Source organism: Propioniciclava sp. LT432 (assembly GCF_059515965.1).
Genome location: NZ_JCAKNE010000013.1, coordinates 95,951 through 120,542, shown reverse-complemented (window position 1 = coordinate 120,542; position 24,592 = coordinate 95,951). Strand labels below are relative to the sequence as shown.

Annotated in this window: 26 protein-coding genes and 3 tRNA genes; 16 read left to right on the top strand and 13 right to left on the bottom strand. The window is 68.5% G+C overall.

Going from position 1 to position 24,592, the window contains the following annotated elements; all coding sequences use genetic code 11:
- Positions 1-165 precede the first annotated feature (165 nt).
- The 3 genes from AC5YDV_RS09205 to AC5YDV_RS09195 are packed head-to-tail and all read left to right on the top strand — an operon-like array spanning position 166 to position 3,369.
- Positions 166-1,266 (top strand): tyrosine-type recombinase/integrase, encoded by a 1,101-nt coding sequence (locus AC5YDV_RS09205; protein ID WP_496183015.1) that lies wholly within the window; start codon positions 166-168, stop codon positions 1,264-1,266.
- A 4-nt stretch (positions 1,267-1,270) separates the two neighbouring features.
- Entirely contained in the window at positions 1,271-1,600 is a 330-nt protein-coding gene (locus AC5YDV_RS09200; protein ID WP_496183014.1) for a helix-turn-helix domain-containing protein, read from the top strand.
- The gene (locus tag AC5YDV_RS09195) at positions 1,597-3,369 is read left to right on the top strand and encodes a site-specific integrase (protein WP_496183013.1); all 1,773 of its coding nucleotides are present in this window, start codon (positions 1,597-1,599) and stop codon (positions 3,367-3,369) included. The genes AC5YDV_RS09200 and AC5YDV_RS09195 overlap by 4 nt, the downstream gene beginning before the upstream one ends.
- An 8-nt stretch (positions 3,370-3,377) precedes the next feature.
- Here the strand turns inward: AC5YDV_RS09195 and AC5YDV_RS09190 are convergent, their stop codons facing one another.
- The 6 genes from AC5YDV_RS09190 to AC5YDV_RS09165 form a co-directional block, all read right to left on the bottom strand.
- On the bottom strand, positions 3,378-4,292 hold the full coding sequence (locus AC5YDV_RS09190; protein WP_496183012.1) for a type II secretion system F family protein: 915 nt from the start codon (positions 4,290-4,292) through the stop codon (positions 3,378-3,380).
- Positions 4,289-5,869, bottom strand: a complete 1,581-nt coding sequence (locus tag AC5YDV_RS09185) for a TadA family conjugal transfer-associated ATPase (protein ID WP_496183011.1) — start codon at positions 5,867-5,869, stop codon at positions 4,289-4,291. The genes AC5YDV_RS09190 and AC5YDV_RS09185 overlap by 4 nt, the downstream gene beginning before the upstream one ends.
- The gene (locus AC5YDV_RS09180) at positions 5,866-6,681 is read right to left on the bottom strand and encodes a CpaE/TadZ family protein (RefSeq protein ID WP_496183010.1); all 816 of its coding nucleotides are present in this window, start codon (positions 6,679-6,681) and stop codon (positions 5,866-5,868) included. The genes AC5YDV_RS09185 and AC5YDV_RS09180 overlap by 4 nt, the downstream gene beginning before the upstream one ends.
- Positions 6,682-6,684: 3 nt before the next feature.
- Entirely contained in the window at positions 6,685-7,356 is a 672-nt protein-coding gene (locus AC5YDV_RS09175; protein WP_496192470.1) for an SAF domain-containing protein, read from the bottom strand.
- A gap of 11 nt (positions 7,357-7,367) precedes the next feature.
- Positions 7,368-7,802: a hypothetical protein gene (locus tag AC5YDV_RS09170; protein ID WP_496183009.1), complete on the bottom strand. Its 435-nt coding sequence runs from the start codon at positions 7,800-7,802 to the stop codon at positions 7,368-7,370.
- Between the two features lie 446 nt (positions 7,803-8,248).
- Entirely contained in the window at positions 8,249-8,803 is a 555-nt protein-coding gene (locus AC5YDV_RS09165; RefSeq protein ID WP_496183008.1) for a hypothetical protein, read from the bottom strand.
- 315 nt (positions 8,804-9,118) lie between these two features.
- Here AC5YDV_RS09165 and AC5YDV_RS09160 point away from each other — a divergent pair, with 315 nt between their 5' ends.
- Both AC5YDV_RS09160 and AC5YDV_RS09155 read left to right on the top strand, forming a co-directional pair.
- A complete protein-coding gene (locus tag AC5YDV_RS09160; protein ID WP_496183007.1) occupies positions 9,119-9,298 on the top strand; it encodes a helix-turn-helix domain-containing protein in 180 nt (59 codons plus the stop codon).
- An 11-nt stretch (positions 9,299-9,309) separates the two neighbouring features.
- On the top strand, positions 9,310-10,575 hold the full coding sequence (locus tag AC5YDV_RS09155; RefSeq protein WP_496183006.1) for a tyrosine-type recombinase/integrase: 1,266 nt from the start codon (positions 9,310-9,312) through the stop codon (positions 10,573-10,575).
- A gap of 103 nt (positions 10,576-10,678) precedes the next feature.
- Here the strand turns inward: AC5YDV_RS09155 and AC5YDV_RS09150 are convergent.
- From AC5YDV_RS09150 to AC5YDV_RS09140, 3 genes are all read right to left on the bottom strand, one after another.
- A tRNA-Arg gene (locus tag AC5YDV_RS09150) sits at positions 10,679-10,751 on the bottom strand.
- A 14-nt stretch (positions 10,752-10,765) separates the two neighbouring features.
- Positions 10,766-11,395, bottom strand: a complete 630-nt coding sequence (locus AC5YDV_RS09145; RefSeq protein WP_496183005.1) for a DUF305 domain-containing protein — start codon at positions 11,393-11,395, stop codon at positions 10,766-10,768.
- A complete protein-coding gene (locus AC5YDV_RS09140; protein WP_496183004.1) occupies positions 11,392-12,021 on the bottom strand; it encodes a thioredoxin-like domain-containing protein in 630 nt (209 codons plus the stop codon). The genes AC5YDV_RS09145 and AC5YDV_RS09140 overlap by 4 nt, the downstream gene beginning before the upstream one ends.
- Positions 12,022-12,108: 87 nt before the next feature.
- On the opposite strand from AC5YDV_RS09140, the gene AC5YDV_RS09135 reads away from it, so the two are divergent.
- Positions 12,109-13,302: an MFS transporter gene (locus AC5YDV_RS09135; protein ID WP_496183003.1), complete on the top strand. Its 1,194-nt coding sequence runs from the start codon at positions 12,109-12,111 to the stop codon at positions 13,300-13,302.
- 16 nt (positions 13,303-13,318) lie between these two features.
- On the opposite strand, the gene ppk2 is transcribed toward AC5YDV_RS09135, so the two are convergent.
- Positions 13,319-14,254, bottom strand: a complete 936-nt coding sequence (ppk2, locus tag AC5YDV_RS09130; protein WP_496183002.1) for a polyphosphate kinase 2 — start codon at positions 14,252-14,254, stop codon at positions 13,319-13,321.
- 71 nt (positions 14,255-14,325) lie between these two features.
- Between ppk2 and orn the strand changes: the two genes are divergently transcribed.
- The 10 genes from orn (at position 14,326) to AC5YDV_RS09080 (ending at position 21,079) form a co-directional block, all read left to right on the top strand.
- Positions 14,326-14,991 carry an oligoribonuclease gene (gene orn / locus AC5YDV_RS09125; RefSeq protein ID WP_496183001.1) on the top strand — a complete coding sequence of 222 codons (666 nt, stop codon included), beginning with the start codon at positions 14,326-14,328 and terminating at the stop codon, positions 14,989-14,991.
- A 24-nt stretch (positions 14,992-15,015) separates the two neighbouring features.
- Positions 15,016-15,091: transfer RNA gene (locus AC5YDV_RS09120), tRNA-His, on the top strand.
- 132 nt (positions 15,092-15,223) lie between these two features.
- The gene (locus AC5YDV_RS09115) at positions 15,224-15,595 is read left to right on the top strand and encodes an SPW repeat domain-containing protein (RefSeq protein ID WP_496183000.1); all 372 of its coding nucleotides are present in this window, start codon (positions 15,224-15,226) and stop codon (positions 15,593-15,595) included.
- Positions 15,596-15,752: 157 nt separating this feature from the next.
- The gene (locus tag AC5YDV_RS09110; protein ID WP_496182999.1) at positions 15,753-16,553 is read left to right on the top strand and encodes an ABC transporter ATP-binding protein; all 801 of its coding nucleotides are present in this window, start codon (positions 15,753-15,755) and stop codon (positions 16,551-16,553) included.
- Positions 16,550-17,233, top strand: a complete 684-nt coding sequence (locus AC5YDV_RS09105) for an ABC transporter permease (RefSeq protein WP_496182998.1) — start codon at positions 16,550-16,552, stop codon at positions 17,231-17,233. Before AC5YDV_RS09110 ends, AC5YDV_RS09105 begins: the two co-directional genes overlap by 4 nt.
- On the top strand, positions 17,230-17,892 hold the full coding sequence (locus tag AC5YDV_RS09100) for an ABC transporter permease (protein WP_496182997.1): 663 nt from the start codon (positions 17,230-17,232) through the stop codon (positions 17,890-17,892). The genes AC5YDV_RS09105 and AC5YDV_RS09100 overlap by 4 nt, the downstream gene beginning before the upstream one ends.
- A 28-nt stretch (positions 17,893-17,920) precedes the next feature.
- On the top strand, positions 17,921-18,859 hold the full coding sequence (locus AC5YDV_RS09095; protein WP_496182996.1) for an ABC transporter substrate-binding protein: 939 nt from the start codon (positions 17,921-17,923) through the stop codon (positions 18,857-18,859).
- Positions 18,860-19,043: 184 nt separating this feature from the next.
- Positions 19,044-20,210 (top strand): Mur ligase family protein, encoded by a 1,167-nt coding sequence (locus AC5YDV_RS09090; RefSeq protein ID WP_496183022.1) that lies wholly within the window; start codon positions 19,044-19,046, stop codon positions 20,208-20,210.
- A complete protein-coding gene (locus AC5YDV_RS09085) occupies positions 20,207-20,938 on the top strand; it encodes a type 1 glutamine amidotransferase (protein ID WP_496182995.1) in 732 nt (243 codons plus the stop codon). Before AC5YDV_RS09090 ends, AC5YDV_RS09085 begins: the two co-directional genes overlap by 4 nt.
- Positions 20,939-21,003: 65 nt before the next feature.
- Positions 21,004-21,079 (top strand) — tRNA-Lys (locus tag AC5YDV_RS09080).
- Positions 21,080-21,134: 55 nt separating this feature from the next.
- Here the strand turns inward: AC5YDV_RS09080 and AC5YDV_RS09075 are convergent.
- From AC5YDV_RS09075 to AC5YDV_RS09065, 3 genes are all read right to left on the bottom strand, one after another.
- Positions 21,135-21,899: a carbohydrate ABC transporter permease gene (locus tag AC5YDV_RS09075; protein WP_496183021.1), complete on the bottom strand. Its 765-nt coding sequence runs from the start codon at positions 21,897-21,899 to the stop codon at positions 21,135-21,137.
- 152 nt (positions 21,900-22,051) lie between these two features.
- Positions 22,052-23,158, bottom strand: coding sequence for a carbohydrate ABC transporter permease (locus tag AC5YDV_RS09070; protein ID WP_496182994.1), 1,107 nt, complete (start codon positions 23,156-23,158; stop codon positions 22,052-22,054).
- A gap of 73 nt (positions 23,159-23,231) precedes the next feature.
- Positions 23,232-24,545 (bottom strand): ABC transporter substrate-binding protein, encoded by a 1,314-nt coding sequence (locus AC5YDV_RS09065; protein ID WP_496182993.1) that lies wholly within the window; start codon positions 24,543-24,545, stop codon positions 23,232-23,234.
- Positions 24,546-24,592: the final 47 nt, after the last annotated feature.

The following is a 24,592-nucleotide window of genomic DNA, read 5'->3' as shown; positions in this document are numbered from 1 at the left end:
TGTTTCAACACCATTCAGTTCCGCGAGGGACCGTGTGGTGTGGTGGGCCGGTGACTTGGACTGATGACGGGAGGGGGATCCGACACGCCATCCTGACCGTGCGTCATGATTCCTGACGTTCATGCTAAGTTCTCGACAACTCGTTGAGGTTTGTGAGGTTGGGGTATGGCGCTCGCGGTAGTGCGGTCGGTCGAGTCGGCGCGCAGTTCGCGTAGCCGGATCGACGCCGAGGAGTTCGAGCAGGAACTCATCGACCAGTACTCGCTGGCCCTCAGTGCTGCCGGGCTCACCGATGGGACGGCCGCCGCCGAACGCGGGGCGATCTTCGACTTCACACGGTTCCTGGGTCGTCCGCTGTGGACCGCGCAGGTAGAGGACGCCGACAGGTACCTTCGTGCGGCACGAACCCAGCGCGGGCTCGCCAAGTCGACCGTCGCCGCTCGAGCGGGCACGCTGGCCAAGTTCTACGACTTCGTCATCGTTCGGTACCAGGGCGACATCCATGCCCTGTTCGGGCAGGTCGTCGTCCAGCCCATCGACGAGTTCAACCGGCCCAGGGCGATCGCCGCCGCCACCGCGACCAGGGTTCCCCCGCGGACAGACGAGATCCGTGCCTTGTTCGACGGGTGGCGCGATGCGCTGCCCGACAGCCGGAAGTACCTTCCAGCGGCCCGGGACTATCTGGCCGCGTCCCTGTGGCGACGGCTCGGTCTGCGGATCAACGAGACGGTCATGCTGGACGTCGCCGATTGGCATCCCGAGCTTGGTCCCCACGGCAAGCTGCACGTCCGCCACGGCAAGGGCAGCCGGGGCCGAGGCGCCAAAGTACGAATCGTGCCAGCAATCGACGACGTCGACGCACTGTTGGAGTGGTGGCTGACCGACGTGCGCCACCAGTTCGGCGACGACTACGACGACCCTGCCGCCCCGCTGCTGCCCAGCGAACGACGCGACCGGCTCAGTGGCCACTGCACCCGGCTCGGCACCGAAGCACTCCGCACCGGACTGGCCGACGCCGTGGAACGGTGGCTGCCGGACTGGAGCCGACGGCTCACCCCCCACGTCCTGCGGCACTACTGCGCATCGCACCTGTACCAGCAGGGCATGACACTCAAGGCCATCCAGGAGTTGATGGGTCACAGCTGGCTGTCCACCACAACCCAGTACATCCACGTCCACTCCACCCACATCGAAGCGTCCTGGGCGGCCGCCAACCAGCGGACCCTGGATCGAATCACCCACCCCGCACCCCACAAGGAGGTATGAACCCATGCGCTGGAACCTGCGGATGAAGGCCGCCGAGGCCGGCATCTGGAAATCCACCGAACTACGCCGACGGCTGGCCGAGGCCGGCCTCGACATCAGTGCCGGGAAGATGTCCGGGCTATGGGCTGGAACACCCACCACCATCCGGCTCGATGACCTCGATGTGATCTGCTTCGTGCTCGGCTGCCAGCCGACCGACATCCTCGTGTGCGAACCCGACGCAGTGACCGCCCGGCAACAAGCCGTCAAGGCCGTGGCAGCTGCCTCACCCACGGCACCCGCCCGACGGCGAGCGCCGACAACGGGGCGTCCCCGCAGCAAGCCACCCGCGTGACCGCCCCCAAGACGTGCGAGGGCTGCGGACGCAAGCCCGAGGCCTACGTCAAGCGTCGCTGGTGCTACGACTGCAAACCCGGCAGCTTCGGCCGACCGCTTCCCTGCCGAAGCTGCGGCGCCACCGGCGACTACTGGGCCGGCCGGCTGTGCCGCCAATGCCATCCCTTCGCACCCCAACCGCCCGACTCCTGCCGCGACTGCCTGGCCTGGGGAGTCACCCGCCTCCGCGGATGGACCTGCCAAGCCTGCCGCGGCTGGCGTCACCGCTATCCCGTCGAGGGCGTGTGCATCAGCTGCCATCGTGAACTCGCCATCAACGAGCACCAGGCCTGCCGCCTGTGCTGGATGCAGACCCTCTACAACCAAGCCCAGTACGGACTCCCCCGCGACGTGGTCACCGCCAACCGCGGCGGACAACAGCTGTGGTTCGCCGACATGAGCGGATACCGCAACGGATACCGACCGCACCGTCGCCGTGACTTCCGACGTCGCCGCGATCAACTGCCGCTGCCCGGCACACCCCTGGAAGCACCCGATACCGGCCCTCCATCGACGAACGCCGACCAACCCAGCCTGTTCGACTACCACCCGGTCGAAGATCCCGCCCGCCGCCACGGTGTCGGCGAGCCACCCAACCACGAATTCGCCACCCAACTCGACGACCATGCCCTCGACATGGCCGCCCGGCACGGCTGGACCCAACGGCAATCCCTCAAGACCCGGATCACGCTGCGGGTCCTGCTGGCCAAGCACCAGATCACCGCCCCACCCATCCGCGCCAGCCACGTCCTCGACCTCATCGGACACCGCCTCCGGGTCCGACTCGCGCTCCTCGTCCTGCAAGACGCCGGGATGCTCATCGACGACCGCACCTCGACGCTGGACGCCTGGTTCGAACGCCAACTCCAAGGCCTGCCCGACCCCATGGCCGACGAACTGCTGATCTGGTTCAACGTGCTGCACCACGGCAGCACCACCCCGCCGCGCAGCCGACCGCGCCACGACCAGTCGATCAAGCTCCGCACGCGATGGGCCCTGCCGACGCTCCTCACCTGGGCAGCAGCCGGCCATCAATCGCTGCGCGAAATCAGCCGGACGCACATCCTCGCCGCCCTGCCCGGCGAAGGCACCCCACGCGCCAAACTGGGCGCCGCGCTGCGCTCGATCTTCACCACCCTCAAGCGACACCACGTGCTCTTCGTCAACCCGACCGCCCAACTCAACATGGGCAACTTCGAGCGACGCATCCCCATGCCCACCGATACCGCCGTGCTCGGTGCCCTGTTCAACTCCCCCGACCCAGCCACCGCCGCGATCACCGCGCTGATCGGCGTCCACGGGCTGCGGCCCGCCGAAGCCAGCGCCCTCCAACTGGTCGACATCCATGACCACCGGATCCACTTGCCAGACCGCACGATCCTGCTCGCCCACGCCACCAAGGCCACGCTGGACCGGTACCTCCTCCACCGACACCACCGCTGGCCCGGCAGCATCAACCCGCACTTCCTCGTGCACAGCCGGTCCGCATCCACCCTCGAACCCGTCCGGGTCCCCTGGCTCACCGACAAGCTCGGCATCCCACCCAGCGCAATGCGCCAGGACCGCATCCTCGCCGAGGTCAACGCCGGCGGCGACCACCGTCGCCTCTGCGACTTCTTCGGCATCACCATCGAGACCGCCGCGCACTACCTGAGCACCCTCACCCACCCCGACCTTGAGGACCACACACCCGTACCCCCCAGTTCCCGAACCCCAGGTAACACGTGAGCGGCTCATCAGTGACCTACCCTTGGGTTCAAGGCGGAGGATCCTTCAGTAATCCTGAACCCATGGCTTTCGGTGAGGAACCGTGGGAGGGGGGCACCTTGGGTCATCCTGCGCATCCACACCAAGGTCGCAGCGTAGGCGGCGAGCAGGACCGCGAGGACGACCTGCCCCACGGGCGTCGCATAGGGGGCCATGAACGTGCCCGACAGCGCCAAGCCGCCCAGGGCGACCACGGAAATGGCGGTCACGATCCGTGCGGTCTGGCGGGGCTTGGCCCGGTCGGACTCCACCCTCCGGCGTGCGGTCACGTCCTCGGCGACCGTCTCGGCCAGACCCGACAAGACGGCAGCCAAGCCGGCGCCGCGTCGGCGGGCGCTCAGGATCAGGGCGCCGGCCACCATGTCGCCGGTCGCGTCATCCAGGTCGTCGGCGAACGCCCGCAACGCCGGTTCGGTCCGCCAGCGCGCCTGCAAGCGCGCCACCAGACGGGCCACCTCGGGTCGGATGTCCTCGGGGGTTGACCGCAGGGTCGCGATCAGGGCCTGCTCCAAGCCAACACCGACCGAGAGCACCCCACCCAGGCTGCGCGTCCACTCCGCGATCGCCTCCAACCGGGCAATCCTCCGCGACTCGGTGGACGTGGCCGTCAGATACGGCAGCCCGGCCACCGCCAGCGGCAACACCAACGCCGCCAGCACGAAACCGGTCCACACTCCCACCAGCACGCCAACGACCAGTGCTGCCACCAGCGCCCACCGCATCCGCGGCCCCAACTGCTCCCACCACACCCGCACGCGGCCCTTGCGAGCCGGGCGACGGATCGGTCGGCCGACCGGTTCGGGGCGTGGGATGAGCGCCCACACGGCCAAGAGGATGCCGGCCATTACAAGGGCGCCGGACAGGGCCGGGATCACGGGGATCATGGTCGGCGTCCTTGGGCGTGGGCGTAGAACCCAGGAAGGTCGAAGCCGTGATCGGCCAGGCTGCGCAGGCTGTCGGGCAGCGTGCCCGGCGTTGCGGTGCGTGATCCCGGGGCAGCGTGGAACACGTGGGTGAGCGCGTAACCCTTCTCGCTCTCCCCCGGCGTGACGTGCACGATCTCGGACACCCAGCGGGCCTTGCGGCTCGAGCCGTCCGGCTGGGGAACGCTCTCCACGCGCAGGTAGACGATCAGGTCGACGACCTGGGCGAGCTTGCGGACCGCCAAGTCGCTGGTGACGTGCGGGCCGGCCTCCATCGCACAGGTGACGAGCTTGCCGATGGTGCCCTCGGCGTCGGTGGCGTGCGTGGTGCACATCGAGCCGGGCCCCGATTCCATGGCCTTCAACATCGGCCAGGCCTCAGGGCCGCGGACCTCACCGACCAGCTGCACACCCAACGCGTAGCGGAAGGAGTCATTCAGCTGCTCCATGATCGAGTACTCCCCCGACATCCGACCATCCGCGTGCCGCTCACCCGAGCCCGGACGGGCCTCCCACGCGAAGACGACATCGTGTTGGTCGGGGAACTGGTGCAGGTGCAGTTCGTACTCGGTCTCGAAGGTGCCGATCACCACGTCGTTGGGCAGTTCGGCAGCCAGTGCGCGCATCATCGTGGTCTTGCCCGCCCCTTGGATGCCGGCCACGATGATCGACTGCCGTGCCGCCACAGCCGCGGACAAGAAGGACGCCGCCAATCTGGACAAGGCGCCGCGGGCGACCAGGTCGGAGAGCCGGACCTGCATGAGCCGGTGCCGGCGGATCACCACCGCCGGCCTCGGGGTCACCCAGGCGGTGGCGGCCAGCCGGTATCCGCCATCCAGACGCAGGTGCAACGACGGCTGCGCCTCCGAGAACGGTCGAGCGTTCACCTCAGACCGCGAAGCCAGGAACGACAGGAAGTCGATCAGTTCCTGGTCCGAATCCGCAACCGGGGGGCCGGGTACGGTCGTGCCATCGGTCAGGCCCAGCCATACCCGATCGCAGCCATCGATCAGGATGTTCTCCACCCGATCGTCCTCCACCAGCGGTTGCAGGCGGCCCAGCCGGAACAGGGCGTCGAACACTGCCTGGGTCAGGCGCTGCTGCAAGCCCGGCGACCAAGCCGGCTTGCCTGCCATCACCAGATCAGCCGCAGCTGAGTCGAGCAGCTCAACCACGATCGCGCGCCCCTGCTCCTCCTGCAACTCGCGCGACACGTGGGTACGATCCTCGCCGAACACGCGCGTCAATTGCTCCGACGCCTGGGCCCGGAACGCCGCCACCAGCGACCAATCCACCGGTTCGGACAGGTCGGCCGGCCACACGTCGTCCGTGAGTTGTGATGCCGGAACGGCGCCCAGCCCCGGCGGTGGAGTGGTCACGCCAACTGTCGAGGGGATGACGGCCGGGTTCGGTGTCTCGTTCGTGAGGCGGAAGTTTCCGCGCACGCGCCCGGGACGGTTCTCGCCCGCGTTGGAGAGCTCGCCCCCGGTGAACAGCGGCAGGGAGCCCAGGTCATGCCTGTTCCTCTGGTCAGTCATGACAAACGCTCCTCAGCCTCGATCGGCGACATGGATGTGGTTGCGCCGGTGGCGCGCAGGGCTTCGGCCAGTGCGTTGATGCTGCGCGTGTAGGGCGAGTGGGCGAACGCGTCAGCTGCGGAGCGGCGGCGCCAGCCCACCAGACCGCGCGCCGGGGGATGGGCGGCACCGTCGGAGTAGACCGCAGCATGCTTTGGAGCGGACTCGATGGTCCCCAACAGGGGCACCGACAGGGCGCGCGCGACCTCCCGGGCCGAGTAGGGCCGGTCCTCCCCGACCACCAGCAGGCCGAGATGGCCGCTGGTCCGCTCACGGAGACTCGCCGCCCAAGAGCGGGCACCCGCCACGGCTGGCAGGCTCGAGCCCACCACCAACACGGTCGTGTCCGCGCCGACCACCAGCGGCATAGGGCACCCATCGGCGCCGAGCCGCCCAGCATCGACGATAACGTCCTGCCCCGTCTTGCCACCGAGGCCACGCAGCACCTGCAGCAGGGGTGTCCACAGTCCGTCCAAACCGACGGCTTGATCATGGGAGCGGGTCCCGGCCAACAGGTGCGCCTGGGACGCGTCGATCGGCATCAGCAGGCTGGGGAGCGCCGCAGCGAGCTGGCCCTGCCTGTGCGCCAGGACCAGTTGCAGCAGGCCTGGCTGGTCGACGGTGCCCTTGAAGAAGCCAGCCAGGATGCTCGAACCGCCACGAGGGTCGGCTTCCACCAACGTGACCGGTCGCGGCCACCCGACGGCGAGCGCCAACGCGGTGGTGGTCACCCCGGGCGCCCCAGATGCAGACACCAGCGTGAAGAGCGCCATGGTTCAGCGCTCCCTGGCGTCCAGCACGATGGCCACCCGGCCGGTGGCCGCACGTGCGGCGACCTCCGGGGCCAAAGCCGAGGGGACCAACACATCCACCACCACACGGTTGTCCACCGTGCGCACCGCCAACACTTCGGCCGACAGAGACACCGGGGCATCAACGACATCACCCTGGGCGCCGGGTGTCTGCACGATCCGAACCGCATCACCAGGCCGCAACGGCTCCGCCGGCATCAACCCCACCTCGGGCGATACCCCCACCACCGACATGCCCTCAGCTGGCGGCAACACCTCCGACACCTGGTCTGCAGCCAGCAACCCGCCCGCCACCAGATCGGTCGCCGCGCGCTGCCCCACCACCGCATCAAACCGGTCAGCCGGCACCAACTGGAGAGCCGGATCAGGGTTGACGCGCACGACCATCAATGAGTCGGCTCCGATGCTGTCCCCGCGCTCGATCGGAGCACGGGTCGCCAAGACCTCGACCGTCGACGTGGACGACTGCCAAGCCCACACCCCACCCAAGCCGCCCAGCAGCACCAACGCTCCCGCGACCACGCCCACCAAAGGCCGGCGTCGCAGCTTCGGCGGGCTCGCCACGGCATCCGCCGGCGCTGGTGCCGCAGGACTGGCGTGGTTGTTGCTGGCTGACCGGGTGGGGGTGGTGGTCATCATCGTTCCTTCTACTGGTTGAGTGCTTGGGCCTCGCCCATGTTGATCTCGGTCGAGCTCACGACCTGCCAGGTGAAAACGCCCTGATCGCCGGTGTTCGAACGCCACACCGCCGACCAGTTCGTCAACGCACGCACCGTGTAGGTGCCCTGCTTGGAGTAGCGGTAGCCGCACGTCGGGGAATCGATCGCCCCGTAGCGGTCCTCGTAGGCAGTGCCCGGCCCGCGGCAGGTCACCACCCCGCCATCGCCCATCTCCCAACGCGTGGAGACGACCTCGGCGGTCAACGTCACCGACACCCCACCAGCCGACAGGCTCATCGTCTGCGGGCCCAACGTCGTCGGGCCAGGATTCGCGGCCCACATCCACGTCGGCATGCCCACCAGACCCATGCGGTCCGGCCCGGGCTCGGGAACGATCCCGATCGACACCGGCTCAAACCGCATCGACGCCCGCAACTGCTCGGCTAGCGCCCGCGGGTCAACCGCCTCAGCCGCTGGACCCCACACCAGGGTCACAAACCCGGGATTCGAAGGGTGGATGCAGTCATAGATGAGTCCGTCCCTATGCGACTCCCAAACCGGATGCCCAGGAGCCGGCTGCAACTTCGTCGGCGCCATGTAGCAGCTTCGAGCGGCGTTCCAACTTCCATAGCGTTCGTGGAAACACGAGATCTCGCGTCCTCCGTCGAAACACTGCCGCGGCGTCCCAATGGCTGCATTCGGCGGATCGCCAGGATTGTCAACGCTCACTGCAGTCTTGAGTATGCACACTCCTGCGATGAAGATCCTCCCCTCAGGGCATGTGACTACCGGGGTAACTGTCTCCGCTGACGCCGTGGGGACGTTGAATAGGACGAGGAACAGAAGGGCCAAGGTGGTGAACGTGAGTCTCAGCATTGGGAACTCACCGCTTCGCCCTTAGTTACCCGCAAGTGGGAGCCGACAGTCTCAACTGTGTAGTGATAAAGGATGCGGGTCGGACCATCATCCCCCACGACAGAGTCCCCGGCCCCATTGACCACGTTGACCTTAGATGTGTCCACGCAGGTCTCCACCGTGTACGGCTCGGCCAATCCCTCAACGGTTCGCACTTCAGGTTCGGCGGACCCAACTTGGAGCAAGCCGGCAACCTTCATTGCCTGCAAGTCGCGAAGCCAAGCCTGTGCGGTTTCTCCTCCAGCCACCTCGTAGACACTGTTGAGGTCCACCTCATCGTTGCTGGCCACCTGGTTGACGATCTCGTAGAACCTCAGGACGGCGTCGGCGGCAGCCTCCTGCTCTGCTGTCAGGGAGAGGGTGGGTGAGGGTGAGGGGGTTGGGGTGGGGTCCACGGTCTGCATGGGTGTGGGGCTCGGAGTGGGCGGGGTGGGGTTGATGCATCCGCCCAGCCCGAGGGCCAGCGCGGCTGCTGCGGCGCTGGTGAGTGTCTTGGTGCGGTTGTTCATCGGGCCTCCTTGACCTCCACAAGCATGGAAACCCCCTTGGAAGGCCACGCGAATCCGTGTGAACTTTCCGGGGATGCCAAAGCAGCCGACTTCGACGTCGAGTCGGGCGTGCCGTGAACGGTCCCGGGGGTGGGATCTCTTCACAGCGTAACTGCTTGTGAAGGGAAGTTGGGGGGCGTCTCAAGAAAGCGAGTGTCGTGCTGCTCTGCGCCGGTGGACACGTCATGCAGAACTCAAACGTCCCTCCACAACTGCATACCTGTCTGTCCCTTAACTCGCGGTTCGCTGCTTGTGGGGGTACGAGAGGAGACAGACATGTACCCCAAGACGTATGAGACCCTCGCCCAGGCCGCGGAGCGGACTGGCATCACCGTGAAGACGCTGCGCCGTTGGATCTCCAGCGGACGCCTCCCCGCGTTCCGCTACGGCGCCCGGCTGATTCGGGTGGAACCCCATGAGGTGGACCGTCTGATGTGCGCCGCCAAGACAGCCTGAGCCTGCCGAGCATGGTGAGGCACAAGCTCGAGCCCGGTGAAAACTCACCCATCGAGGCATCGCCCTATCGGCGCGAGAACGGACGTCGCGTAGCGGTGGAGAATCGTCGCAAAGCCACCGTGTGGCGTGCCCGGTGCCAGTACTGCACGGAAGACGGTGCCCGTATCGAGGTGGCCCGGTGGGCCAAGACGAAGCCCGACTCGGTCAAAGCGGTCGAGGACGCCTTGGACGAGATCCGGCTCAAGGATGCCGCCGAGGAGAACTCGGTCCTGACGCCCACCACTCCCTTCGTGGATGCCGGCGCGGTGTGGCTGGACTGGATCCAGCGCCCGGAGGCACGCCCTGCGCGTGGCGGCCTTTCCGAGCGCACGAAGCGGGAGTACCGAAGTCACTACTACCGCCACATCGACGCGCTGGGATCCCCATTGCGGGGCAGGACGATCGCCCAGGTCAACGAGCCGCAGCGCATCATTCTGTTTCTACAAAGGATCGCGGACTCCAGCGGCAACGCCTCCGCCAAGATGAGCCGCTCAGTTCTGTCGGGAATCTTGGGGCTGTGCCTGCGTCGCGGGGTAATCAGGGTGAACTTCGCTGCCACGATCGGGGCGGTCTCGACCGCCACCCCGAAGCAATCGGTGAGGAACCGCAAGCGTGCCTTCACCCGCGCCGAACGCACCGAGGTCCTCACCCACGCCGATGCCCTGGCGCAGGCGGCGACCAACCTCCGGACCCAACGCAAATGGACGGCGACGGCAGACCTGATGTCGCTGATGGCCGGTACAGGTGCCCGCATCAACGAGGCGCGCCTGTTGCTGTGGGAGGACGTCGATCTGATCGCCGGACGTGTCCGCATCCGGGGGACGAAGACGACCAGCTCCGACCGCATCAACAACCTCCCGCAGTGGTTGATCGAGCGGTTGCACCACCGTCGGCAAGTGATGCTTGGCTGGAAACACCCCGACCCTTTTGTGTTCTCCCTCGGTTTCCCTGAGGAGCACGTACTGGCGAACGGGCTGCGGAGGTACGGGCCGAACAACGTTCCGCCGGGTGACAGCAACCTGGGCAAGTGGGTCCGCGACGTCCTGGACGGCGCGGGCTTCACCTGGGCAATCCCCCACACATTTCGCAGGACCGTAGCCACCCTGTTGTCCGAGGCCGGCGTGCCCGTGGGCGTGATCGCTGACCAGCTGGGGCACGCAGATGCCTCCATGACCATGAGTGTCTACTTGGGGCGCGATCCGCTCGGCGACAAGAGCGAGATCGGCCCCCTTCTGTAGGCGTTTCGATGTCGCGAAAACTCAAAGTTGGTCTCAAAGTTGGTCTCGCGGCCCTTTTCGGACCTCCCCGCAAGAACCGACATGCCCCTGACTAGGCATTGAGCGCCCCCGGCCCGACTCGAACGGGCAACCATCGGATTAGAAGGCCGGTGCTCTATCCATTGAGCTACGGGGGCTCCGGCCACCGATTCTAGGGGGTCCGCTCGTCGAGGAACTTCTGCAGGGTCTCCAACTCGGTGGTCTGCGCCTGAAGGATCGACCGGGCCAGGTCGCGCACGGCCGGCACTGCGGCGTGGTCGACAGCGTGCTGGGCCATCAGGACGCCGCCTTCGTGGTGCGGGATCATCAGCGTCAGGAACCGGCGCTCGGCCTCGACGCCGGTCGACGCCTCGAGCGCGTTCAGGTCCGCCTGCGAGGCCAACCCGGCCATCGGCTCCTCGGCCCCGTGGCTCGCATGTTCGCCGCCCATCCAGCGCATCGGAGGTTCCTCGGAGGCGAACGGTTCCCCCCACAGCGCGAGCCAGCCCTGCATCTGGCCGGCTTGGTTCTGCTGGGTGAGGACCATGTCCAGTGCGATCTTCTTCAGCTCGGGGTCGGTGGCGCGCTCCCCGACGACAGTCGCCATGAGGACGGCCTGTTGGTGGTGGACGGCCATGTCGCGCGCGAAGCCCACGTCAACCGCGTTGGGGCGTTCGGCCGCGGGGCCGGCACTGAGGCGGCCGAACAGGAACGCGGCCAGGGCGAGCGCGACCACGCCGACCGTGAGGGCGACGACCACCCCGACACCACGGGTCGGGCGGGGCGCCTCGCTCGCGCTCACGACGGGGTCCCCACGCCGCCGAAGCAGGCGGCGCCGCGCTCGGGCGTCTGCGGACCCTGCATGTACCGGGTCAGGAACGTGGACAGCTGGGCGTCCGAGGCGTCCTGCGCCTGGTACTGGAGACCCCACGCGCTGGCGACCACCGCCGAGGGCAGGCCGGGCATCGGGCTCAGCATCGCGTAGGGCTTGCCGCGCACGAGCCCCTGGAGCCTGGCGACCTGGTCGTCCGGCAACGCCGGGTCGTAGGTGATCCACACGGCGCCGTGCTCCAGTGAGTGGACCGCGGGCTCGATCGGCTGGATGGGCTCGGCGTAGATGCCGCAGTTCTGCCAGTAGCCGGTGTGGTCACCGCCCACAGGCGGGTTCTGTGCGTACTGCACCGGGGTCGACACGTGGTTGGCGGACAAGCCCTCGAACGTCTGAACTCCCTCGACCGGCGCGTTCTGGTCGACGCTGCGCGCCCCCAGCAGGAACGGCAGGAGGACGGCCGCCAGCAGCGCCAGCACCGGGATCGCGGCCGCCAGGGCTATGCCGATGCGCCAGCGTCTCTCCTTGCGAGCCTGCTCGGCCTGCATCGCCTGCACCCGAGCGGCGCGGTCACTCGACGCCTTCTTGCTCTTGGCCATGTCACTCCATTGGTTGCAGTTTCAACGATCTCGTCAAGGGTAGCCGGTGAACCTGTGCGGCACCACCAGGGAGTAGGTTCACCTCCCGTGGAACAGGACAGTCTCAGCCGCAGCGAGTGGCGCACGCTCGCCCTGTCGGTCTACCTGCCCACCACCTTGTCGTTCGTCGGCTTCGGCGCCGTCGTCCCGCTGCTCGCCCTGACGGCCCACGACCTGGGTGCCACGGTTCCCCAGGCAGCACTGGTGGTGGCGCTGCTCGGAATGGGCAGCCTGATCGGCGCCCTGCCGGCCGGGATGGTGGCGCAGCGCTTCGGGGAGCGCCGCTCCCTGGTCGGCTCCTTGGTCGTGGACGCCCTGTCCATGCTCACCGCCGCCTTGGCCCCGAACGTCTGGGTGCTGGCGGGGGCCGTGTTCGTGCTGGGCCTGTCGGGCGCGGTGCTGATGATCGCCCGCCAGTCGTTCCTGACCGTCTTCATCCCCTACCGGCTCCGCGCCCGCGCGCTGTCCACCCTCGGCGGCGTGTTCCGCGTCGGCAACCTGCTGGGCCCGCTCGCCGGCGCGGCGGTGGTGACGGTCTTCGACCTGCGCGCCGCCTACTGGCTGGCCATCGCCACGTCACTGGCGGCCGCCGCCACGAGCCTGTTGCTCCCGGACCTGCCCGAGCACGGCGTCGACTCCGCGACCGAGCCCGCGGGGATGGCGTCCGTGCTGCGCGCGCACGCACGGACCTACCTCACCGTCGGGCTGGGCGCGGCGGCCCTGATGCTGGTGCGGGCCTCCCGCGACGCGCTGCTCCCGCTGTGGGCGGCGTCCATCGGGTTGGACGCGGCCCAGACCAGCCTGATCTTCGCGGCGTCCTCGGCGATCGACCTGACCCTCTTCTACCTGGGCGGCTCCCTCATGGACCGGTTGGGCCGACGGGCGGTGGCGGTCCCGTCCATGCTCATCATGGGAGCCTGCTTCGGCCTGCTGCCCCTCACGGCGACCGCGTTCGGGCTGACGGCGGTGGCCGTCGGACTGGGGCTGGGCAACGGGATCAGTTCGGGCGTGGTGCTGACCCTGGGCTCCGACCACTCGCCAGCCGTGGGCCGGACGCACTTCCTCGCCGGCTGGCGACTCACGACAGGCATCGGCCACGCGGCCGGCCCCCTCGTGATCAGCGCGTTGGCGGCCGCCGCGTCCCTGTCGGTCGCCGCGTGGGCGGTGGCCGCCATCGGGTTCGTCGGCGGCGCCTGGTTGTGGCACTGGGCCAAGCCGGACGTGGGCCGATCCTCGCGATGACTCGGTCGCCGACGGCTCAGTCGCCGACGGCTTCCCGGCCGCGCTTCACGATCAGCGGATCCGGCGCCTGGACCACGGAGTCGTCCCGCCCCTCGTAGTCGAACTGGACCAGGAACGCGCGCATGGCGTTCAGGCGGGCGCGCTTCTTGTCGTTGGACCGGATCGTCAACCAGGGCGCCCAGTCGGTGTCCGTCCGCTCGAACATGGCTTCCTTCGCCGCCGTGTAGTCCTCCCAGCGATCGAGCGACTCCAGGTCCATGGGCGAGAGCTTCCAGCGACGGACCGGGTCGATCTGGCGGATGGCGAACCGCGTGCGCTGTTCGCGCTGGGTGACCGAGAACCAGAACTTCGTCAAGTGGATGCCGGCGTCGATGATCATGCGCTCGAACTCGGGCGCCTGCCTCATGAAGATCTCGTACTGCTCGTCGCTGACGAAACCCATCACGCGCTCCACGCCCGCCCGGTTGTACCAGGAGCGGTCGAACATGACGATCTCGCCGTACGTCGGGAAGTGGTTGATGTAGCGCTGGAAGTACCACTGGCCCTGCTCGGTCGTGGTGGGCTTCGTCAGGGCCACCACCCGCGCGGCACGGGGGTTGAGGTGTTCGGTGAACCGCTTGATCGTGCCACCCTTGCCGGCGGCGTCGCGGCCCTCGAACAGGATGATGTGGCGGATGTCGTTGTCCTGGCTCCAGTACTGCAGCTTCAGCAACTCGACCTGCAGCAGGTACTTCTCCGCCTCGTAGGCGTCACGCGTCAGGAGCTCGTCGTAGGGGTAGTCCTCCCGCCACGTCTCGACGGCGCGGCCGCCCGGGTCGATGAGCGCCGGGTCGGACCCCTCGGCGTCCCCCACGGTGTAACCCTCGTGGACCAGCTTGTCGATGAACTGGCGCAGGTTCTCCCGCTGCGCCGGAGCCTCGTCGAGGATCTCCTGGAGGTTGGTGGGGTCCATGGGCACTCCTGACACGGCGACTGGGGGGAACGCGAACAGCCTATCCACTCGGCGCGCCCTAGAGTGGGCGCGTGAATGACCGACTTGTGTGGATCGACTGCGAGATGACCGGCCTCGACCTGGGTGCGGACGCGCTCATCGAGGTGGCGGCGCTCGTGACGGACGGTGACCTCAACGTCCTTGGCGAGGGCGTGGACATCGTCATCGCCCCGCCGGCGGAGGCGCTGGGATCGATGGGCGACTACGTCCGCACCATGCACACCAACTCCGGTCTGCTGGAGCAACTCGCCGGCGGCGCCACCATGGCGGACGCCGAGGCCCAGGTCCTGGCCTACGTCAAGGAGTGGGTCCCCGAACCACGCAAGGCTCCCCTGGCCGGCAACACCGTCGGCACCGACCGGGCGTTCCTCGCGCGCGACATGCCGGAACTCGAAGGCCACCTGCTCTACCGCAACGTGGACGTCAGCACCATCAAGGAACTGGCACGGCGCTGGTTCTCCAAGGCCTACTTCAACTCGCCGGCCAAGTCGGGGAACCACCGCGCCCTGGCCGACATCCAGGAGTCGATCGAGGAGCTGCGCTACTACCGGGAGGCCCTGTTCGTGCCCTCGCCCGGGCCGGCCGCCGCGGAACTCCGGGAGATCGCCCGTCGACACCAGGGCACCCTCACGGGCAACCGGCACCCGCAGGCGCCTGCCACCGCGCCGATTCGCGCCGAGGGCGCCGACGGGTTATGATGTCCTTCGCTGTTCGCAGCGATGGTGGGTATAGCTCAGCTGGTAGAGCACCTGGTTGTGGTCCAGGATGTCGCGGGTTCGAGTCCCGTTACTCACCCCACGAGAAAGCCGCCCTGACTTGGTCAGGGCGGTTTTTTTCATGTTCATGTGGGGATAACGTTTCCACCCCTCCGGCGTAGAATGGAACCGCCCCGGACGGACCGGGGAATGAGTGTGGAGGGAAGCGATCCGCATGAGGAAGTGGACCCGTTGGGAGGACTATGTCGCCGGCGCGGCTGGCCTGTTCACGGTCCTCGCTGCTCTGATCTGGACGTCCCCGATGGGGTCGTCCCGGGTGCTGATGCTGGTGTTCGGCACCCTGCTCGTCATCACCGCCGTCATCAATCTGGCCATGCCGGGCACTCCGTGGCTCGAGTATGGGCAACTGGTCGTGGGCCTGTTGTTGTTCCTGTCGCCCTGGATCGGCTCGTACGCGAACACGACGATGTCCGCCACCTCCGCGGCGTGGACCTCCTGGATCGCCGGCCTGGTCGCCGCCGCGGTGACCGCTGCCGCCATCCGGCCCGCCACCAACGCCCGCCACCGCATGCAGACGCAGCACTGATCCCAGGGCTGTCGTCGAGGGGCCGCGACCTTCGGGTCGCGGCCCCTTCGCCGGCTCGCGGCGGTGATGCGCGCGCCTCGGCCGAGGTCGGCGGTAGGGTGGGGGCTCGACGGTCGGCACCCCGGTGCACCGCACGCCCAGGAAGGCATCCCTCCGCATGATCGACCTGCACGGAGTGACCAAGACCTACCCCGACGGCACCGTTGCCGTGGCCGACTTCTCCGCCCAGTTCCCCCCGCACCGCACGACCGTCCTGCTGGGCAGTTCGGGCAGCGGCAAGACCACGATCCTGCGCATGGTGAACCGGATGGTCGAGCCCACGTCCGGCACCATCACGATCGACGGCCGGGACATCGCCGGGCGCGACCCCGTCCACCTGCGCCGCAGCATCGGCTACGTCATGCAGAACGGCGGCCTGCTCCCCCACCGCACCGTGCTGGACAACATCGCCACCGTGCCCCTGCTGAACGGCACACCCCGGTCGGACGCCCACGCGCGGGCCCGCGAGCTCATGACGCTGGTCGGCCTCGAGGAGCACCTCGGGCGCCGCTACCCCAGCCAGCTCTCGGGGGGCCAACAGCAGCGCGTCGGCGTGGCCCGCGGGCTCGCGGCCGACCCGAACATCCTGCTGATGGACGAGCCGTTCGGCGCCGTCGACCCCTTGGTGCGCCGTGAGCTCCAGGACGAGCTCCTGCGCATCCAGTCCACGCTGGCCAAGACGATCGTGTTCGTCACCCACGACGTCGACGAGGCCCTGCGCCTGGGCGACCAGATCATCCTGCTCGCCCAGCACGGCAGGGTCGCGCAGCGGGGCACCGGCCCCGAACTGCTCGCCGCACCGGTCGATGGCTTCGTCGCCGACTTCCTGGGCCTCAACCGGGGCGACCGGGACCTCACCGAACGCGACGGCGTCCTCGTCGATTCACACGGCCGCGCCGCCGGGGTGCTGCGCCGATGAACTGGCTCGCCAACAACCTCGACATCGTGGGCGACCGTGCGCTGAGCCACCTCGCACTGTCGATCCCACCCATCCTGTTGAGCTTCCTCCTGGCCGTGCCCATCGGGTGGCTGGCCAACCGGGTCGGCTGGCTGCGCGGGCCCCTGCTGACCGGGGCGGGCCTGTTCTACGCCATCCCGTCCCTGCCGCTGTTCGTGGTGCTGCCGGTCATCATCGGCACCGGCATCCGGGACCCGCTCAACATCGTCATCGCCCTCACGCTGTACGGCCTGGCCCTCATGGTCCCGGTCACGGCGGACGCCCTGCGCCAGGTCGACGCGCGCGTCCTGGACGCGGCGGACGCCCTGGGCCACACACCGCTGGCCCGCTTCGTGGGGGTGGACCTGCCGCTCGCCGGGCCCGCCCTGCTGGCGGGCCTGCGCGTGGTGGCCGTCAGCACGGTGTCGCTCGTGACCGTCGGTGCCGTCCTCGGCGTCCCGAGCCTGGGCCTGTTGTTCACCGATGGGTTCCAGCGCGGCATCATCGCGTCCGTGCTGACCGGCATCATCGCGACCGTCGTGCTGGCGCTCTCAATCGACGCACTGCTGGTGCTGGCCGGTGGCCTGCTGCTCCCCTGGACGCGCCGGGACAAGGCGTCGCGACTCTCGTCGGTGCTCGCGACGAAGGGGGCCGGCGCATGAACCACCTGCTGGACGCCTTCGCGTGGATCGCTGACCCTGCCCGGTGGCCCGGGCAGGACGGCATCGGCAACCGCCTGGTGGAGCACCTCGCTTACTCGATCGTCGGCGTCCTCATCGCCTGCCTGATCGGCCTCCCCATCGGCTGGTGGGTGGGCCACGCACGGCGTGGCCGGGGCCTGGCCGTCGGGCTCTCGGGCGCAGCCCGTGCCCTGCCCACCCTCGGCCTGGTGACCCTCCTGGGCGTCCTGCTCGGCATCGGGTTGGTCGGACCCATGGTCGCGTTCGTCGTCCTGGCCCTTCCCTCGGTGCTGGCCGGCGCGTACTCCGGCATCGAGGCGGTCGACCCCTTGGCCGTGGACGGTGCGCGGGCGTCCGGCATGACCGAACTGCAGGTGCTGACCCGGGTCGAGATGCCGCTCGGCCTGCCCCTGCTGGTGGGTGGCGTCCGCTCGGCCTTCCTCCAGGTCATCGCCACCGCGACGCTGGCCGCCTATGTTGGGGCAGGTGGACTCGGTCGCTACCTGTTCCTGGGCCTCAAGACGCAGGACTATCCCCAGATGCTCGCCGCGTCGCTGCTCGTCGTGGCGCTGGCCCTCGGCTGCGACCTCATCTTCGCCCTCCTCCAACGCCTCGCCACGCCCGCGGGCCTGACGACCTGACCACCCGAACTCCACGAAAGTGAGCACCATGATGAACATCTCCCGCCGCCGCCTCGGCGCACTCATCGCCCTTGCCGCAGCCGGCACCCTGGTCGGCTGCGCGCAATCCAACCCCCTGGCCCCGACCACCGCGCCGGCCACGGCCGGGCCATCCGCACCCGCCGCCGGGGCGACGCTCGTCGTGGGCTCGCAGCAGTACTACTCCAACGAGATCATCGCTGAGCTCTACGCCCAGGCCCTGGAGAACGCGGGCTTCACCGTCGAACGGCAGTTCCAGATCGGCCAGCGCGAGGTCTACCTGCCCGAGATCGAGGCCGGGGAGATCGACGTCCTCCCGGAGTACTCCGGCAACCTCCTGCAGTACTACGACAAGACCGCCCAGGTGACGGACGCCGCCAGCGTCACCGCCGCCCTCGGGGACGCGCTACCCGACGGCCTCCGCGTCCTGGCCGCGGCGGAGGCGTCCGACCAGGATTCGTACACGGTCACGAAGGCCTTCGCCGACCAGCACGGCCTCGTGTCGATCGGAGACCTCACCAAGGCCCCGCAGCCGGTGAAGCTGGCCGCCAACGCCGAGTTCGCGACCCGTCCGTACGGCCCGAAGGGGGCGAAGGACCTCTACGGCGTCGAGATCCAGCTCGTTCCCGTCGAGGATTCGGGCGGCCCGCTGACCGCGCGTGCGCTGGCCGACGGCACCGTCCAGGTGGCCGACCTGTACACGGCCGACCCGACCATCGCCAAGCAGGACTTCGTGATCTTGGAGGATCCGAAGGGGATGATCCTGCCGCAGAACGTCATCCCGCTGGTCTCGGACCGGGTCGACGCGAAGGCCGCCGCGGCGATCGAGGCGGTGAACGCCAAGCTGACCGTGTCCGAACTGCAGGCCCTCAACGCCCGCAGCATCGACGAGCAGGCCCGCTCGGCCGACATCGCCGCCGACTGGCTCACCGCGCAGGGCCTCGCGTGACCCGGGACACCCGGCACGCTGGCACAATGAACGGGTGCCGAATGACCTGAACAGGCGGGCCGTGCCCGCGCGACGCCCGGTGACCGATCGCGTGCGGCTGGGCGTGGGCACGCTCGCCGGGGATGCTGCGGCGCTGGCGTCCCGTGTGCTGGGCAGGGGGTCGGGTGCCTCGATCCGCGGGCAGGTGCTGTCGCGGGTCCACCCCGGCGCCTTCTCCTCGCTCGTCAAGGGCCGGCGCATCGCGTCCATCACCGGGACGAACGGCAAGACCACCACATCCCACCTGCTGGCGGCCGCCGTCAGGGAGGGGCTGGGCGCGGACGCCGCCCGCCTCGTCACGAACGCCGACGGCGCCAACCTGCACTACGGCATCGCGTCGGCCCTGGCGAAGGCGCCACGGGCCGACATCGCCGTCCTCGAGACGGACGAGCGGGTCGTGGCCGACCTCATCGCGGCCGGACGCCCCGAGGTCTTGGTGATGCTCAACTTCAGCCGCGACCAGTTGGACCGCAACCACGAGATCAAGTTCCTCGCCCGCTCCTGGCGCGAGGCGCTTGAGAGGGCCGGCGAGGACGGCCCGGTGGTCGTGGCCAACTCCGACGACCCCCTCATCACGTGGGCCGTCCAGAAGGCGCGGCGCGTCATCTGGGTGGACACGCCGTCCAAGTGGTCCGCGGACGCCGCCCTGTGCCCCGCCTGCGGCACGATCCTGACCCGGGTCGACCCGAACCCCGACGAGCCCCAGGGGCGCTGGGACTGCCCGAACTGCGACCTGACCGAGCACACCCCCGACTACCAGGTGCGCGACGGGCACATCGCCCTTCCCGACGGTCGCGTGGTCGATCCACAGCTCAAGGTGCCGGGCTCCTTCAACGTCTCCAATGCGGCGGCCGCCCTGGCCGCGGCCATCGAGATGGGCGTGACCGTGGACGACGCCCTCGTCGGCTTCCGGACGGTCGAGGCCCCCGCGGGACGCTTCGCGACCGCCCACTTCGGGGAGACCTCGGCGCGGCTCCTGCTGAGCAAGAACCCGGCGGGCTGGGCGGAGTCGCTCCCGCTCCTGACGACGCCGACCGTGGTGCTGGCCATCGACGCCGTGGCCGCGGACGGCAAGGACGTCTCCTGGCTGTGGGACGTCGACTTCGAGCAACTCGCGGGCAAGCACGTCGTGTGCACCGGCCCGCGTGCCCACGACCTCGCCGTACGGCTCGAGTACGCCGAGGTGTCCCACGAGGTGGTCATCGACCTGGCCGCCGCGCTGGCGTCCGTGAAGGACCAGCCGCAGCCGGTCGACCTGATCTCGACCTACACCCCGTTCCAGAAGCTCCTCAAGATGGCAGGACTGCGATGACCCAGGCCCCCGTGAAGATCGTCGTCGTCTACCAGTCGCTCCTGGGCATCTACGGCGACCAGGGCAACAGCCGCGTCCTGGCCAAGCGTCTCGAGTGGCGCGGCATCCCCGCCGAGGTGGTGTTCGTCGAGCCCGGCACGCCGCTGCCCGAGGATGGGGCGATCTACCTGCTGGGCGGCGGCGAGGACGCGGCCCAGACCACCGCCGTCCGTGCGCTGAAGGAGGACGGCGGCCTGTTCCGGGCCCTGGACGCCGGAGCCGTGCTGTTCGCCGTCTGCGCGGGTTACCAGATCTGCGGGCACACGTTCACCACGGGCGAGAACGACGAGGTCCGTGAGGGGCTCGGACTGCTCGACGTCACCACCCGCCGTGGCCCCCGCCGGGCCGTCGGCGAGGTCCTGACGCACTGGACCAAGCCGGACGGCAGCGACTACGTCCTCACCGGCTTCGAGAACCACGGCGGCTACACGGTGCTCGGGCCGGACGCCACGCCGCTCGCCCGGGTGGAGGTCGGGCTGGGCAACAACGGGGACGGCACGGAGGGGGCGGTCTCGGCGTCCGGACGGGTGATCGGCACCTACCCGCACGGCCCCGTGCTGGCCCGCAATCCCGACCTGGCCGACTGGCTGCTGGAGCTGGCGCTGGGGCGTCCGCTCGAGCCCTTGGCGCGCGCCCGGGACCTGCACGACGGCCTCCGGAGGGAGCGGTTGGCGTTCGTCCGACGGTGAGATCGGCGGCGGCAACCGCCGATTTCGCAAATCGGGAGCGATGGGTCTATAGTTTCTCCTCGCGCGCACCGCTAGCTCAACTGGCAGAGCAGCTGACTCTTAATCAGCGGGTTCAGGGTTCGAGTCCCTGGCGGTGTACCAGACAAGAAGCCCGTCCCACCTTGGTGGGACGGGCTTCTGGCTTGTGCGGGATCCGCTACTTGACGCCGCCCGCGGTGAGGCCGGCCACGATGCGCCGCTGGAAGAGAAGCACCAGGGCGATGAGCGGGACCGTCATGATGACACCGGCCGCCATGATGGTTCCCCACGGGGTGTCGTAGCCGTACTGGCCGGTGAACTTCGAGACCGCCACGGTGGTGGTGTACATGTCGGCCCGGGTCACGAACGTGTTCGCGATCATGAACTCGTTCCACACCGCGATGAACGTGATGATCGCGGTCGTGAACACGCCCGGGGCGGCCAGCGGGAGAATCACCTTGCGGAACGCCTGGGCGGGCGTGCACCCGTCCACCATGGCCGCCTGCTCCAACTCGACGGGCAGCTGGCGGAAGAACGCGGTGAGATTCCACACGCACAGCGGGAGGCCGAACGAGAGCGAGGGGATGATCAGCGCCTGGTAGGTGTTCATCCAGTTGATCGGGACGGCCGGATAGGCGCCGGTGAACAACTTGAACAGCGGGATCAGCAGCGTGATGCCCGGGAACATCGAACAGGCGATGATGATCGCCAGCACGACGCCCTTGAGGCGGAAACGCAGCCGGGCCAGCGCGTACGCGGCCAGGATGCCGAACACCAGCGTCAGCACCGTGGTCACCGAGGAGACGATGACCGAATTGATGATCGCCGCGGTGAACTGGTTACGTGGGTCGAAGACGCCGATGTAGTTCTCCACCGACACCGGGTTCGGGATGAAGTCGGTGCTGCGCCCCATGCTCGGCAGTCGCAGCGAGGAGACGACCATCCAGTAGAACGGCAGCAGGCAGTACAGGATGATGAAGGCCATGCCGATGAGGCCGCCGGCGAGGACGAGGGTGTCCTTCGTGCTGCGCTTGGCTCGGGCGAGTTCCTGGACCTCGGATGCCGACGTGCGGCTCGGGGTTTGCGCGGGTGCGGTCATGACGCCGAGTCTCCGTTCGTGATCGTGCTGGCTGCGAGTGCCGGGGCCGGACGGCCCTCCTTCTTGGCGAGCCTGGCCGCCGCCTTCTGACGCTTGCGCTTCTCGGCGATGGCCGCCTGCTCGGGATCGCCCACGACATCGGCACCCAGGAGCTTCACGAAGACGAAGGCCACCAGGACGATGTAGAGGAACAGGACGATCGAATACGCGGCCGCCGGGCCGTAGCGCAGCGCGTTGTTCTCGAAGTAGGCGAACATCGAGAGCGTCTCGACGGAGTACTTGCCGGGGCCGATCATGACGAACGGCAGGTCGAACATGCGCATCGTGTCGAGCGTGCGGAAGAGGACGGCGACGACGAGGGCCGGTTTGACCATCGGCAGGGTGATGCGGGTGAACTGCTGCCAGGCGGACGCCCCGTCCACCCGTGCCGCCTCGTAGACCTCGTCGGGGATGGTCTGCAGGCCTGCGAGCGTCAGCAGCCCGATGAACGGCGCGGTCTTCCAGACGTCGGAGATGATGATCGCCCACTGGGAGGACGCATTGTCCGCCAGCCAGAGGGTGCCCTGTCCCGTGATGCGGTTCATGACGCCGTTGGCGTCGAAGATCAGGCCCCACATCTTGGCCGACACGACGGTCGGGATCGCCCAGGGCACGAGGATGGCGGCGCGGACGAGCCCGCGTCCCTTGAACGCCTTGCTCATGATGACGGCCATGGCCACGCCGATGACCGTCTCCAGGACCACGCACACGACGGTGAAGAACGTGGTGTTGATGAAGGCGTTGATCAGGCGGTCCATGCTCCCCCACACCGCGACGATCGTCTGCGGGTTGGTGAAGATGTCCGTGAAGTTCTGCAACCCGACGAAGGTCTCGCCCTGGGCGACCATGCCGGTGGTCGGGTCCACGCCCTGGTTCGCCCGGAAGAACGACTCCCGGATCGAGAACACGATCGGGAAGCCGACGACCACGGCGATCACGAGCAGGGTCGGCGACACCAGGAGCGCGCCAAGTGCGTCCTGACCGTCGCTGAGGGGGTTCTTCTTGCGCTTGGTCGGAGTCGACTGCTGCACCGTCGGGCCTGCGAGTTGGGTCTGTGCTGTCATGGAGCCCTCTCCTCGTGTGCCACCGAGTCGGCCCGGTGCGAAGCGCACCGGGCCGACTCAGTGATTGGCGGACTTACTTCGTCAGCTCGGTGAGCTTGGACTGCAGTTCGGTGAAGGCGGACTTGGCGTCCTTCTGGCCCTGCAGGGCGGAGTAGGTGGCGTCCTGGATGGCCAGCGTCACGTCACCGTACTTGACGGCCTTCGGGCGGGACTTCGCCCCGGCGATCGAGTCACCCAGCGTGCTCAGGTACGGGAACTTCTCCTGGAGCGCAGAGTCGTCGTAGAGCGCCTCCAGCGACGGGGCCAGCGAGGCACTCTCGAGGCGGCGCTTCTGGTTCTCCTCCGAGTTCATCCACTTGATGAACGCGAGCGCGGTGCCCTTGTTCTTGGCGTACTTGGAGATGCCCATGTTGTGCCCACCGAGGGTGGACACGCCGGGGCCGTCCTTGCCGGGGAGCGGGGCGACCGCGATCTTGCCGGCGACCTTGGACGAGCCGTCGGTCTTCTGGGCGAGGTTCCACACGTACGGCCAGTTGCGGAGGAAGAGGATCTTCTCGTCCTGGAACGCCTGGCGGGACTCCTCCTCCTTCCAGGTGATGGCCTCGGCCGGGATCATGCCGGAATCGAAGCCGTCCACCATCCACTGGACGCCCGCGATGGCCTCCGGGGAATCGACGGCGGGCTTGCCGTCCTCGGTGAGGAACTCGCCGCCGGCGGAGTTGACGGCCTCGGCGATGTTGCAGGTCAGGCCCTCGTACTTCTGGTGCTGACCGGCGTAGCAGGCCATGCCGGACTGCTCGGGGAGGATCGCGTCACACGCGGCCTTCATCTCGTCCCAGGTCTCCGGGGCCTCCAAGCCCTTGGCGTCCAGGAGGTCCTTGCGGTAGTAGAGCATGCCGCCGTCGGAGGTCGACGGGTAGGCGTAGACCTTGTTGAAGTAGGTGACCGAGTCGATGGAGCCCTTGAGGTGGCCCGTGAGGGGCGCCTTGTCGGCGGGAAGCTCCTCGAGCCAGCCGTTGGCGGCGAACTCGGCGGTCCACACGACATCGACGCTCATCACGGTGAACTCACCCGAGTTGGCGCGGGCGCGCTGGATCATCGCGTCACGCTGCTGGTCGGCGGAGTCGCTCAACTCGACGAAGGTGACCTTCTCGTTGGGGTTGGCGGCGTTCCACTCGTCAATCTCGGCCTTGAGGTTGCCGGACGTGTCCTTGCCCTGCGCGTAGGTGATGGGACCCTTCTCGTCCCAGTTCGCCGCGGAACCGGCGGCTCCGCCCGGTGCAGCGGATCCGGTCGAGGCTGGGGTTGAGGAGCACGCGGCGGTCGCGAGGACGGCCACGGCGGACAACGACGCCACGAGCGCACGCTTCATGGTCTTGCTGGTCATCAAACCTCACTCCTGTGTGGGTGGAGCAGTGCGTTGGCACACCGCTG